The sequence below is a fragment of the Haloplanus salinarum genome, from assembly GCF_009762275.1.
Lineage (GTDB): Archaea > Halobacteriota > Halobacteria > Halobacteriales > Haloferacaceae > Haloplanus > Haloplanus salinarum.
The window spans coordinates 2,245,062-2,257,958 of the sequence record NZ_CP034345.1; the positions used below are offsets into that span (position 1 = coordinate 2,245,062).

The 12,897-nt window shown below is 65.8% G+C and carries 12 protein-coding genes and 1 pseudogene; 8 read left to right on the forward strand and 5 right to left on the reverse strand.

What is annotated here, in order from left to right; all coding sequences use genetic code 11:
* Positions 1 to 23: 23 nt before the first annotated feature.
* Positions 24 to 1,262, reverse strand: a pseudogene (locus EI982_RS12865) (RNA-guided endonuclease InsQ/TnpB family protein).
* A gap of 235 nt (positions 1,263 to 1,497) precedes the next feature.
* Between EI982_RS12865 and EI982_RS12870 the strand changes: the two are divergent.
* The gene (locus EI982_RS12870; protein ID WP_157691196.1) at positions 1,498 to 3,279 is read left to right on the forward strand and encodes an ATP-dependent DNA helicase; all 1,782 of its coding nucleotides are present in this window, start codon (positions 1,498 to 1,500) and stop codon (positions 3,277 to 3,279) included.
* Positions 3,280 to 3,407: 128 nt separating this feature from the next.
* Positions 3,408 to 3,605: a DUF7317 family protein gene (locus EI982_RS12875; RefSeq protein ID WP_157690085.1), complete on the forward strand. Its 198-nt coding sequence runs from the start codon at positions 3,408 to 3,410 to the stop codon at positions 3,603 to 3,605.
* On the opposite strand, the gene EI982_RS12880 is transcribed toward EI982_RS12875, so the two are convergent.
* A complete protein-coding gene (locus EI982_RS12880; RefSeq protein WP_157690086.1) occupies positions 3,602 to 4,708 on the reverse strand; it encodes a 60S ribosomal export protein NMD3 in 1,107 nt (368 codons plus the stop codon). The genes EI982_RS12875 and EI982_RS12880 overlap by 4 nt on opposite strands.
* Positions 4,709 to 4,794: 86 nt before the next feature.
* Here EI982_RS12880 and htpX point away from each other — a divergent pair, with 86 nt between their 5' ends.
* The 5 genes from htpX to EI982_RS12905 all read left to right on the forward strand — a co-directional run bounded on the left by htpX (position 4,795) and on the right by EI982_RS12905 (position 9,625).
* Positions 4,795 to 5,667, forward strand: a complete 873-nt coding sequence (gene htpX, locus EI982_RS12885) for a zinc metalloprotease HtpX (protein ID WP_157690087.1) — start codon at positions 4,795 to 4,797, stop codon at positions 5,665 to 5,667.
* Positions 5,667 to 6,278 (forward strand): PspA-associated protein PspAB, encoded by a 612-nt coding sequence (gene pspAB, locus EI982_RS12890; RefSeq protein WP_157690088.1) that lies wholly within the window; start codon positions 5,667 to 5,669, stop codon positions 6,276 to 6,278. Before htpX ends, pspAB begins: the two co-directional genes overlap by 1 nt.
* Positions 6,279 to 6,397: 119 nt before the next feature.
* Positions 6,398 to 7,429 (forward strand): DNA repair and recombination protein RadA, encoded by a 1,032-nt coding sequence (gene radA / locus EI982_RS12895; RefSeq protein ID WP_157690089.1) that lies wholly within the window; start codon positions 6,398 to 6,400, stop codon positions 7,427 to 7,429.
* 422 nt (positions 7,430 to 7,851) lie between these two features.
* Positions 7,852 to 8,988, forward strand: a complete 1,137-nt coding sequence (locus EI982_RS12900; protein WP_157690090.1) for an NAD(P)/FAD-dependent oxidoreductase — start codon at positions 7,852 to 7,854, stop codon at positions 8,986 to 8,988.
* A gap of 1 nt (position 8,989) precedes the next feature.
* Positions 8,990 to 9,625 (forward strand): helical membrane plugin domain-containing protein, encoded by a 636-nt coding sequence (locus tag EI982_RS12905; protein WP_157690091.1) that lies wholly within the window; start codon positions 8,990 to 8,992, stop codon positions 9,623 to 9,625.
* On the opposite strand, the gene sufU is transcribed toward EI982_RS12905, so the two are convergent.
* Both sufU and EI982_RS12915 read right to left on the reverse strand, forming a co-directional pair.
* Complete coding sequence (gene sufU / locus EI982_RS12910; protein WP_157690092.1) at positions 9,626 to 10,045, reverse strand: Fe-S cluster assembly sulfur transfer protein SufU; 420 nt, start codon at positions 10,043 to 10,045, stop codon at positions 9,626 to 9,628. It lies immediately after the preceding gene.
* 118 nt (positions 10,046 to 10,163) lie between these two features.
* On the reverse strand, positions 10,164 to 11,138 hold the full coding sequence (locus EI982_RS12915) for a transcription initiation factor IIB (RefSeq protein ID WP_157690093.1): 975 nt from the start codon (positions 11,136 to 11,138) through the stop codon (positions 10,164 to 10,166).
* A gap of 254 nt (positions 11,139 to 11,392) precedes the next feature.
* Here EI982_RS12915 and EI982_RS12920 point away from each other — a divergent pair, with 254 nt between their 5' ends.
* The gene (locus EI982_RS12920) at positions 11,393 to 12,031 is read left to right on the forward strand and encodes an IS6 family transposase (RefSeq protein WP_157690094.1); all 639 of its coding nucleotides are present in this window, start codon (positions 11,393 to 11,395) and stop codon (positions 12,029 to 12,031) included.
* A 64-nt stretch (positions 12,032 to 12,095) separates the two neighbouring features.
* Here EI982_RS12920 and EI982_RS12925 read toward each other — a convergent pair whose 3' ends face one another.
* Positions 12,096 to 12,839 (reverse strand): DNA polymerase sliding clamp, encoded by a 744-nt coding sequence (locus tag EI982_RS12925; RefSeq protein WP_157690095.1) that lies wholly within the window; start codon positions 12,837 to 12,839, stop codon positions 12,096 to 12,098.
* Between the last annotated feature and the right edge of the window lie 58 nt (positions 12,840 to 12,897).

Below are 12,897 nucleotides of genomic sequence, written 5' to 3' on the forward strand. Positions count from 1 at the left end.
CCGCAGGTGGGATATTTGCCGGTCTACGACGCGACTTGTTCTCTCGTGTGAAACGTCCCGCTCTCGCGGTCGAACAAGTGTGTCGATGGCTGTGCCACACAGCCGTTACTCCTATCCTCACCGTGAGGATTCGGAGTTATCTTCTGCCGCATGTTCTCCGCTCCGTTGCAATCTGCGTTCCCGACCAAGCCACACGACTGGCAGACGTACAACCCTCGCTCAACACGGTTCGCTTTCGTGTCGTCTCCACACGCCGAACAGGTCTTCGAGGTGTCCCACTCGTTCTCCTTTAGCACCTCAACACCGCGTATTTCGCCCTTGTATTCGAGGTACTGGAAGATGCGGTCGAAGGCCCACGTATGGAGTTTCTTGTTGCCTGTCTTCCCCCAGTCGGACTCTCGAACAGTCTCGGGCCAACTTACTGCGAGCGTGCCCACACCGCGTTCGACACACTCTGTGATGATGGCGTCTGAGAGGGCGTGGTAGAAGTGCGTCTCACGGTCAGTGAGTTTCTGACGTGCCCACATCGACTTCTCAGACGGGCCGTTCTCACCTTCCGTGTCGTACTCAGCACGCTTGAAGTAGTGCTTGTCCTGCTTGAGCGAGTTACCGGGGTAGAGAACGTATTCGTCCGGGAACGCGACCGTAGCGATATTTGTGATACCGAGGTCAATACCGGCCACTTCGTCGCCTGCTGAGTCGTTTGTTTCGAGTTCGACTTTACAGACGAAGTGCAGTTCCCACTCGTCACCGTTCCAGACCGCACGAACGTTCTGCACCGAGAGGTCAACGTCAGGACGAGTCTGGTACTCGCAGAGCAGGAAGTCCGAGAAGTGTTTCTTCAGGTTCGAGCCTTTCGAGAGTCGAACTCGATTGTTCTCGGAGTCGTGTTTGAACCCGTCTTCTTTGAACGTAACCGTGGAACGTGGTCGTTCGTCGCCGTGTTTCCGGTAGCCGGGCGGATTTGCCTTGTCGTCTTTCTGTCGTAGGTCGAACCACGACTGGAAAGCGTCAGAAAGTTCTTCAATGACTTTCTGACTGGATTGTGCGTTCAAGTCTTTCCAGCACGAGCGGTTCTTCATATACGATTTAAGCGAACCTTCGTTGGGAATCGTACCGATTGCGTCCCAAACTCGTTGGGCTGTCCATCGTGCGACGTTCCAGATCTTCGAGGCGGAATCCCCGAGCGAGTCGAGGCCATCGCAGACCTGCCGGCGGTTCTAGATGGAACCAACGTAGGTGCGCGTGACCTGAATCGCCATACATAGCCTATGTCGAAACAATTATTTAATGCACGGATTGGCGTGGACTATCCGGTCTGTCATCGACGGTGGACTGCGTAGGAAGTGTCGGATTCACTCCCGGCGTAAACGGCGGGATTCTCTCCTAGCAGGAAGATAGTTTTACAGTCGAACGGAAGTCGACGGAACGGTCCGACATCCCCGGACGTCGAACCGTCGCCGACAGTATTACCTGCGGCGCCCGGCTGTGGTCACCGTGGACCCCGAGCGCATCCCCGCCTCGTTCCCGGCCCCGTCGTTCCGTGGCAACCAGCGCGACGCCCTGGCGGACATCCGTTCGGCCTTCGCCGCGGGCAACGACGTGGTGCTGGTCCGTGCCCCGACCGGGAGCGGGAAGTCGCTGCTGGCCCGCGCCGTCGCCGGGGCGGCCCGGACGCCCGACGAGGCCGACCCCGCCGAGGCGACCGGCGCCTACTACACCACGCCGCAGGTGTCACAGCTCGACGACGTGGCCGCGGACGACCTGCTCGACGACCTCAACGTGATCCGGGGGAAGGGAAACTACACCTGCATCCTCCCCGACGAGACGACGACGCCGGTGGACCGTGCACCCTGTGCGCGGGAGTCGGGCTACGACTGTACGGTCAAACACCGGTGTCCCTACTACGCCGACCGCGCCATCGCCTCCAACCGATCCATCGCGGCGATGACGCTCGCCTACTTCATGCAGACCGCCGGGTCGGAGGTGTTCGGCAAGCGCGACGTGGTGGTGATCGACGAGGCCCACGGCCTCGCGGAGTGGGCGGAGATGTACGCCACCGTCGACCTCCGGTCCGACACCGTCCCCGTCTGGGACGAGGTGGGCGTGCCCGACTTGGACGACGCGGACGACCCGCTCGACCGGACGGCCCGCTTCGCCGAGACGCTCGCCGGCGTCTGTGAGCGCGCGGCGTCGGATCTGACGAAATCGCCGGAACTCACGCCGGGCGAGGCCGCCCGCCGCGACCGGTTACAGGAGCTTCGGTCGGAGCTCCAGTGGTTCGTCTCCGACTACCGCGACCCGACCAGTACGACCACCTGGGTCGTCGACCAGCCCGACGACGCTGGCGGCGCCATCACGATCAAGCCGCTCGACCCCGGTCGGTACCTCCATCACACCGTCTGGGACCGCGGGAACAAGTTCGCCCTCCTCTCGGCGACCATCCTCGACAAGGCGGCGTTCTGTCGCGGGGTCGGTCTCGACCCCGCGAACGTCGCCCTCGTCGACGTCCCCCACACCTTCCCCCTGGAGAACCGCCCGCTCTACGACGTGACCCGGGGAAAGATGACCTACGAACACCGCGACGGGACGCTGCCCGACGTGGCCCGCCTGCTGGTTCGACTCATGGCTCGGCACCCCTCCGAGAAGGGTCTCGTCCACTGTCACTCCTACGCGATTCAGGACCGCCTGGCCGACCGCCTGTCGGATTTCGGCGTCGACGCCCGTCTCCGGACCCACGATCGGGCGGACCGCGACCGGGCCCTGGAGGACTGGAAGGCGACCGACGACCCCGACGTCTTCCTCTCGGTGAAGATGGAGGAGGCGCTGGACCTGCGTGGCGACCTGGCCCGCTGGCAGGTACTCTGCAAGGCGCCCTATCTCAACACCGCCGACTCGCGGGTGGCCCGTCGGCTCGAAGACGGGCAGTGGGCGTGGTACTACCGGGTCGCCCTCCGGACGGTGATCCAGGCCGCTGGCCGCATCGTCCGCGCGCCCGACGACCACGGCGCCACCTACCTCGCGGATTCGAGCCTCCTCGACCTCTTCGAGCGCGCCCGGGGGGACATGCCGCCCTGGTTCGCGGACGCCGTGGACGACATGGAGCGGCCGACCCTCCCGGCCTTTGACCCCGACGCGGCACTCGACGGGACGGACACGACGCCCGGCACACGGAGCGGTGGGCGGACCGGGGCGCGGCCCCACACGGCGTCCGACGGGGGCGAGTCGGGCGACGACGGCGCCGACGACCACCCGCTGTCGGACGTGTGGGGCGAGTGATCCGTGGTACCGAGACTCAAACAATAACTGACCATACGTTTCTTCTATTGTGGATAAGATTGTCAAACGCGGGTTGTATTACTAGAAAGATTTAGGTACTTGTAGCTATTCCTCGAAAATACACCCAAATGCGCACTCATACGATCGAGTCGTCGGTGATCCTGTATCGCAACGGGACGCTCACGCTCTCGCAGGCCGCCCGGCGCGCGGGCTGTTCCGACGAGGAGATGGCGTCGGCGGTGACGGGACACCTGCAGCGGGCGGGGATCGACGTCGACGCCGGCGACGTCACGTCCACGGCCGACCGGTCGGCCGACGCCGACTAGTCGGGCAGGGCGTGGAGGCCGGCTCGCGTCTTGACGACGGGAACCGTCTCCGCGTCCGCGTCGAAGAAGTCCGGGCGCGGGATCGTCTTCGCCTCGTAGGTCTCCGGGTCGAGTACCTGCACCGCGTGGGCGTCCTCGACGGCCACCACCGTCGTCTCGACGGCGTCCTCGCGGGTCGCCAGTCGCCTGGCTGCGAGTTCCTCGTCGTCGAACGACGCCTCGTAGGGCTCGCCGGTGGCCAGTCGGATCCCCTTCAGGTTCCCGCTCACGCTCCGGACGAGGACCGGCCCCGCGTCGTCGTCGGGGGCGATGACGTCGCCCGGCGTGAACTTCGGCAGCCGCACCGCGTAGGTGACCCGGTAGACCTCGTTGCCGTCGCCGTCCTCGGTGACGAGGGTGGGGTAGCTCTCGACGCTCCCGCCGAGTTCGCGGACGATGCGCCGGGACACCTCCTCGCCGAGGCCGTTCGTCGACAGCTTCACGTTCGGGCCGTCGTCCGTCTCCTTCACCTCGCTGACGAAGGCCTCGCGGTCGCCGTCCCCCTCCTTGTCGGCGACGTGGGACTCCGCGATCTCGACGGCGCGGCTCCGTTCCTCGGCCGTGGGCGTCCGGTCGGTCGCCCGCACCTGAACCGTACTCGCGTAGTAGCCCCCGGCGATACGCCCACAGCGGTCGCAGGTGCCCCGCGAGATCTTCACGGGCACGACGACCGACTCCTCCAGCGGCGTCTCGCGGACGACGCCGGTGAACTGGCAGTGCATCCGGATGGTGTTCTCGTCGACCTGCTCGGGATCGACCGCCCACGTGACGTTCCGGGCGCCGACGTGGATCCCGAGCGCCTCGCGGGTCTCGTCGACGGCCACGTCCGTGTAGTCGCGGGCGTCGACGTCGACCCATCGGTTCCCCCGGTGGACGGCACCACAGCCGGAACAGACCAGCACCTCGATCCGCTCGGGGGCGTCCACGAGGTCGAAGTCCTCGAAGTAACAGGCGTCACAGAGGCGGCGGTCCCGGTCGCGTGGCTCGCCGGGCAGTGGCTCCGTTCGCGTCGGCACCGGGTCGCCACAGCGCGGACAGAACTCCCGGGACTCGGTGTCGCTCATCGCCGGGCCGTAGTCGCCCGCGGCGGTTAAGCCCCGCGACACGGATCGCCGATAACGTTTACCGACCGCCGCGTCTACCCCCGCACATGGAGTGGAAACCCGACTGGGGGCTTCGGGGCCGGATGGTCCTGACGATGTTCCTCCTGTTCGTCCTCTATATCGTCTTCGTCGCGATCCTGTCGCGGTACATGGGGCTGTTCGGGATCGTCCTCGTGATGGGACTGTTCTCGCTGGGACAGTTCTTCTTCAGCGACCGCCTCGCGCTGTACAGCATGGGCGCGAGACGCGTCGACGCCGAGGAGTATCCCCGTCTGCACGCCATGGTCGACCGCCTCTGTCAGCAGGCCGACCTCCCGAAACCCGACGTCGCGGTCACGGACACGAAGATGCCCAACGCCTTCGCCGCCGGCCGGTCCCAGAAGAACTCGACGGTCTGTGTCACCGAGGGACTCCTCCGCACCCTCGACGAGGAGGAACTCGAGGGCGTGATGGCCCACGAACTCGCCCACGTCAAGAACCGGGACGTGATGGTGATGACGATCGCCTCCTTCCTCTCGACGCTCGCCTTCATGGTCGTGCGGTGGGGGTGGCTGTTCGGCGGCGGCCGCAACCGCCAGGGCGGCGGCGGCGTCGTCGTGGCGATACTCGTCTCGCTGGTCGTCTGGATCGTCTCCTTCCTGCTCGTCCGGGCGCTCTCGCGCTACCGCGAGTACGCCGCCGACCGCGGGGCGGCGGCCATCACCGGCCAACCGTCGGCGCTCGCGTCGGCGCTGCTGAAGATCTCCGGCCGGATGGACGACGTCCCCGACCGTGACCTCCGCGAGCAGTCGGAGATGAACGCCTTCTTCGTCATCCCGCTCCGGAGCGGCGTCGTCGGCCGCCTGTTCTCGACGCACCCGCCGACCGAGAAGCGCGTCGACCGCCTGCGCGACCTCGAAGGGGAGATGGAACGGCGCTGATGGGCCTGTTCGATACGCTCCGGTCGGTGCTCGGCGTCCGGACCGACGCCGACGCGACCCGCGAAGCCGACCCCGAGGACCTGTTCGGCATGAGCACCGCCTACCTCACGATGGAGGCCGACCTCGGTTTCGCCCCCGTCGGCGCCGCGGCGCTCTGTTTCTCCTCGGTCGACAGCACCGACTTCGACGCGACCGTCGACGACGTCGAGGAGATCCTCCGCGCCGGCGAGGCCGAGACGGGGACGACGTTCTACCGCCACGAGGACGACCACGGCTACCACTGGGTCGTCCTCGGGGACGACGACCCCGAGGACCTGGTGACGAGCGTCCACTTCGCCGCCGATACGTTCGTCGAGCGCGGATACGGCTCGCGCCTGCTCGCGGCGGTCTTCGGGTTCGAGCGCGCCCGCGACGGGACCCGTGCCTACTGGCTCTACTCCTTCCGCCGCGGGGCGTACTACCCCTTCGTCCCGACGGGTGGCCGCGAACGGGACAACCGACTGGAGTTCAAACTCCAGTCGGTCCTCGACGGCGAACTCGACGTGGAGGACGACGAGAGCTACTGGTACCCGCTGTGGCCCGGCACGGACGGCGGCCACCCGTGGACGTAGCGCCCGCTCCTGTATGAACCACCGCGCTCCGTGGTATCGACGGCCACGCCGTCGTGCCGTTTCACTTTCACCACGGTGTTAACGAGGCTTTATGTGCGGAGGGGCACAAGCGGAGTCACATGGCAGAAGACGACCTCGAGAACCTTCCGGGAGTCGGGCCGGCGACGGCCGACAAACTGGTCGAAGCGGGCTTCGAGAGCTACCAGAGCATCGCGGTGGCGAGTCCCGCGGAGCTCTCCAACACGGCCGACATCGGCGAATCGACGGCGAGCGACATCATCAACGCGGCCCGCGAGGCGGCGGACGTCGGCGGCTTCGAGACGGGGGCGACCGTCCTCGAACGTCGCGAACAGATCGGCAAGCTCACCTGGAACGTCCCCGAGGTCGACGAGTTGCTCGGCGGCGGCGTCGAGACCCAGTCGATCACCGAGGTGTACGGCGAGTTCGGCGCCGGCAAGTCACAGGTCACCCACCAGCTCTCGGTCAACGTCCAGTTGCCCACCGAGTACGGCGGCCTCCGCGGGAGCGCCATCTTCGTCGACAGCGAGGACACGTTCCGTCCCGAGCGCATCGACGACATGGTCCGGGGCCTCGACGACGAGATCATTCAGGCGACGATGGACGACCGCGGCATCGAGGGCTCGCCCGGCGACGAGGACGCCATGGAGGCACTCGTCACCGACGTGCTGGACAAGATCCACGTCGCGAAGGCGTTCAACTCCAACCACCAGATCCTGCTGGCCGAGAAGGCGAAGGAGCTCGCGAGCGAACACGAGGACTCCGAGTGGCCCGTCCGCCTGCTGAACGTCGACTCCCTGACCGCTCACTTCCGCGCCGAGTACGTCGGCCGGGGGGAACTCGCCGAGCGACAGCAGAAGCTCAACAAACATCTCCACGACCTGATGCGGATCGGCGACCTCTACAACGCCGCCGTCCTCGTCACCAACCAGGTCGCCTCGAACCCCGACTCCTACTTCGGCGACCCGACCCAACCCATCGGGGGCAACATCCTCGGCCACACCTCGACGTTCCGGATGTATCTCCGGAAGTCGAAAGGCGACAAACGGATCGTCCGTCTCGTCGACGCGCCCAACCTCGCCGACGGCGAGGCCGTGATGCGCGTCAAAGACGAGGGGCTCGTCCCCGAGTAACGCCACGCGACCCTCGCCGGCCTGCCGGCCGAACGCAGCACCGACGGGACGACGATTCGACCCCCCGTCGCGACTCAACACGGTCCCTGCCGTTCTCACGAACTCCTGACCGCCGGCGTCGGACTGGGCTCCGTTCGAGCGCGCGCCGACTCCCAACGACTACTACTGCCTATCAATCAGATGGTTGGATCTTGAAACCCCAATATCGTCAGCCGCCGACGTCCCCGTGGCTCGCATCCACTGAATACGCCACACGTAACTGGAACTGCGGATATACGTGATCTAGGGCGGTTATGCCGGGGGAGTGGACCGGTGTCCGCGCACATCGGCACGAATTCGTCGGCGATCGACGAACGAGTTTCTTGGAATAACCGCACAATATTAGGTGGGCGGAAGCCGTACGGTCCCCCGGTGATACTCACATGACGACCCGTCTCGCCGTCCTCGGTGGCGGCACCGGTGGGACCGTACTCGCCAACAAACTCGCGGCGAAACTCGACACGGAGATCGACGCCGGTGACGTCGAGGTGACGCTGATCAACGAGACGGCGACGCACGCCTACAAGCCCGTCTGGCTCTACGTGGCCTTCGGTCGGGCCGATCCGTCCGAGGCGCGGCGGCCACTCGACGACCTGCTCGACCGACGAATCCGGCTCCGGACGGGACGGATCACCGACGTCGACCCGTCGGCCAAGCGCCTGCAGTTCGACGACGGCGACACGCTCGGGTACGACTACCTGACCGTCGCCACCGGGGCTCGGCTGGTCCCCGACCGTATCCCCGGACTCGCCGAGGGTGCCCACGATTTCTACAGTGCGGACGGCGCCGAGCGACTGCGTGACGCGCTCGCCGACTTCGACGGTGGTCGTGTCGTCCTCACGGTTGCGGGGATGCCGCACATGTGCCCGGCCGCGCCCGTGGAGTTCACGCTGATGGTCGAGGACTGGCTCCGTGACCGCGGCGTCGACGCGACGGTGGGTTACACCGCTCCCACCGAACGGACCCACAAGCTTCCGCCGGTGGCCGACTGGGCCGACGATCGGTTCGAGGCCCGCGGCGTCGAGAGTCACACCGAGTTCGCGGTCGACCACGTCGACACCGACGACCGGACGCTCCACGCCGAAGACGGGCGGACGGTCGACTACGACCTTCTGGTCTCCATTCCGCCGCACGCGGGCGTCGACCTCGTGGCCGACGCGGGGTTGGGCGACGACGGGTGGGTCGAGACCGACCCACGGACGTTGGCGGCAGTTCACGCCGAGGACGTGTACGCCATCGGCGACACGACCGACATCGAGCGGCCGATGGCCGGGAGCGTCGCTCACTACCAGGCGGGGACCGTCGCCGACCGCCTCGCCGCGTCGGTGCGCGGCCACACGCCGACCGCCACCTACGACGGCAAGGTGCTCTGCTTCCTCGAGGCCGGGATGGACGAGGCGACGTTCGTCTCCTTCGATTACGATTCCATGCCCGTCCTCCGTGAGGAATCACGGCTCGTCCACTGGGCGAAAGGTGCGTACAACGAGGCGTACTGGCTGACCGCACGGGGGTTGATCTGACGTGGTCGACGACGCGCAGACCTCCGACGTCGACGACGAACTCGCCGCCGCCATCGCGGAGGACCCCGAGGCAGTGGCGGCGTTCGTCCGCCGTCTGGACGTGGTGAACGAACTGCTCGACGTGGCCACACTCGGCGTGGAGGCGGCGGACGACGAGATGGTGTCCTCGGTGGCCGAGAACGCGTCCACACTCGGTGAATCGGCCGACGAGCTCGCCCAAGACGGGACGCCTCGCCTGGCCGCCTCGGTCGGCGACCGGGGGGACGAACTCGCCGAGGCGGTCGAGACGGTGGCCGACCTCCAGCGAGACGGGACCTTGGATCACCTCGTCGAACTCGCGGACGTCGTGGCTCTCGCGACCGAAGCGGCGGACGACGAGATGGTGTCCTCGGTCGCCGGCACCGCCGGGTCGCTCGGCGAACTGGCCGACGAGGCGGCCGATCCGGGGACGGTACGAGGCGCCCGAACGCTGCTCCGGGCGCTCGGTGACGCGGGCTCCCCCGACGCCGCCTACCGCGAGGTGGGGCCGCTCGGTCTGGTGCGGGCGCTCCGGGATCCGGAAGTTAAGCGAGGACTGGCGTTTCTGATCGCGATGGCGCGAGGGATCGGTCGGGAGGTCGACCGGGGGGCCGAGTAGCTACTCCTCGGTCGTCGTCTCGTCGATGTCGAGTTCGCCCTCGTGGATCTTCGCTCCGTCCTGGACCACCTTCTCCGCGAGGACGGCGCATTTGATCCGCATGGGGCTGATGTCGACGCCGAGCATCTCCACCACGTCGTCACGGTCCATCCCGGCGAGTTCGTCGAGGGTCGTCCCCGGGAGGCGCTCGGTGAGCATGCTCGCGCTCGCCTGACTGATGGCACACCCGTCGCCGGAGAAACTCACGTAGTCGATGGTCTCCCCGTCGTCGTTGAGGCGCACGTCGATCCTGATCGTGTCGCCACACGACGGGTTCTCGCCGACGTGGGTGAACGTCGGATCCTCGAGTTCCCCGTGGTTGCGGGGGTTCTTGTAGTGATCGAGGATCTGCTGTCGGTACATATCCGAGCCCATACCCATGATTGGCTCCGAATAAGGTGCTTTCGCGTAAAAGGATTCCGGGGTACGGGGTTCGGACGGCCTCGTGAGCCGTCTCCGGCGATCCACGCTCCGGGGGGTGACTCGGTACCGATCCGCCTCAGGCCGCGACCGCCCCGTCGACGTCCTCGTAGGCCTCGAGGAGTTCCCGGTACCGGTTGCGGATGGTGACCTCGCTGATGTCGGCCACCTCGCCCACCTCCCGCTGGGTGATCTCCTCGTTGGTGAGCAGCGGCGCGGCGTAGACGGCGGCGGCCGCGAGGCCGACCGGGTTCTTGCCGCTGTGGAGGCCGCGCTCCTTGGCCGCGTCGAGCATCCCCCGTGCCAGTCGGTCGGCCTCGTCCGAGAGGTCGAGTTCCGACGTGAACCGGGTGACGTAGCTCACCGGGTCGGCCGGAGCGACTTCGAGGTTGAGTTCCCGCACCACGTACCGGTAGGTGCGTTTGAACTCGGTCTCCTCGACCCGGCTGACGCGGGCCATCTCGTCGATGGTTCGCGGAACGCCCGCCTGTCGCGCGGCGGCGTAGAGCGCGCTGGTGGCGACGCCCTCGATCGATCGACCCGGCAGGAGGTCGTCCTCCAGCGCACGTCGGTAGATGACGCTTGCGGTCTCGCGGACGTTCTCGGGCAGGCCGAGCGCCGAGGCCATGCGGTCGATCTCGCCGAGCGCCTGCCGCAGGTTGCGTTCCTGGTGGTCCTGCGTCTGGAACCGCCGGTTCCAGGTGCGGAGCCGCTGCATCTTCTCGCGCTGGCGCGAACTCAGCGTCTTCCCGTTTGCGTCCTTGTCCTGCCAGTCGATCGTCGTCGACAGCCCCTTGTCGTGCATCATCTTCGTCGTCGGCGAGCCGACCCGGGACTTCTCGTCGCGTTCCCGGGCGTCGAAGGCTCGCCACTCGGGGCCGCGGTCGACCTCGTCGGCCTCGACGATGAGCCCACACTCGCTGCAGGCCGTCTCGCCGTGCTCCTCGTCGGTCACCAGCGCGCCGCCACACTCGGGGCAGGCGTGTTCGGCCGTCGACTCCTCTCGCTCTCGAATCTCGGTGCTCTCGGTCGTCCAGACGCGTGCTTCTGTCATGATGGGGTGATCGTCACCGACGACCGACGCGGGGACCGTGTCGCCGTGACGCCTCTTAACCCACAGTTAGTGATGAAGACATATAAACATCCTGCTGAAATGCGCGGAGATACATAACTCCAACGGAAATAGTGACAGCGTGCAGACCTTCTCGATGGCGGCGAAAAATCAGACGATAATAAATGATGGGGTGAAAATCGCGGTCGTGTCAAGTTAAGCGTGAAGAGTGAGGCGTGATGATTTCGTAGTGCTCTATGCCAGAAATCACACGCCTCAGCGACGATAGCGACTGGATCGAATTAGATTTTGTGGAGCGTCAGCGGACACCCGAGTTCGCGATGCGACTCGGTATTCAGATGCACGTGGCAGGACTATCACTTTCGAATACCATCTCGATTCTTGAGAGGTTAGGTGTCGAACGCTCTCGAACGGCCGTCCACAACTGGGTGCAGAAGGCCGATCTACAGCCCGAAGGCGGTGCGAGCCCGAATCACGTTGCACTCGACGAAACTGTGATTCGAATCAACGATCAGCAATACTGGCTGTACGCCGCCATCGATCCTGAAACAAATACATTCCTTCATATCCGGCTCTTTAGCACGTATGCGACCGGTCTCACCGAAATCTTCCTGAGTGAATTACGTGAGAAACACGACGTCGAAACCGCCGTGTTTCTCGTCGACGACGCTCAATGGCTCCAAACTGCCCTCGATCGACACGGCCTCGATTGCAGATACGAACTCCATGGCAATCGGAATGCTGTCGAACGTCTATTTAGAGAAGTAAAACGACGAACCTCTTCGTTTTCAAATACGTTCAGCCACGTGGAGCCGACGACCGCAGAATCGTGGCTCCAAGCCCTCGCCGTCTGGTGGAATCGATGCCAAAGTTAACGCGACCAAAATCGCGAGCGGTACGGGTCGACGCGGGGACGGGTGAGCGGTGGGCGGTCGACGGTTATTCGCTCTGGATGCGCGGCGCGAGCATGAACGTCACCTGCCCCAGGCCTTCGGCGAACTCGTAGTGGAGCTTCACCGGGAACTCCTCGCCCAGTTCGACCGTCACCTCGGCGTCGCCGGGGATGGCCTTGTTCATGTCCTTGAGGTAGTCGAGCGAGAACAGCGAGTCGGCCGGCCCCGCCTCCAAGTGGATGAGGTCCTCGGGACCCATCTCGAAGTCGACGTCGTCGGTGTCGCCTTCGGCCTCGATGTGGAACGTCTCCACCGCCTCGTCGACGCGGAGGTTGATGTGATCGGAGACCATATCGGCGGCCGTGATGCCGCGGTCGAGTTGGTTGCCCTCCACCACGATCTGTGCGGGTAGATCGAGGTCGGGGATGTCCGGCTCCTGTCGGATCGAGTCCGGGTCGATCAGCGCCAGCGTGTAGGAGAGGCCGTCGATCCGGATGTGGAGTTTGCGGGTCTCCTCGTCGAGTTCGAGGTGGACGAGGTCGCCGGCGTTGCCCATGCCCGCGATGTCCTCCAGTCGGGCGAGGTTGACGCCGATGACGCCGCCGTCGGCCTCGTAGGACTCGAACGCCGCGGCGTCCAGCGAGAGGTCCACCATCCCCACGTTCGCCGGATCGACCGCCCGGATCGACAGGCCGTCCTCGTTGAGCCGAACCTTACACTCGTCGACCAGCACGCTCACGGAGTCGAGGGCATCCCGGAGCGTCGACGCGCTCACGATGGCCTTGAACATGTATCCGGTGGTATGCCCCGGGCGTTAAAAATACCCGCTGTTCGTCGCGGGCGAGCGC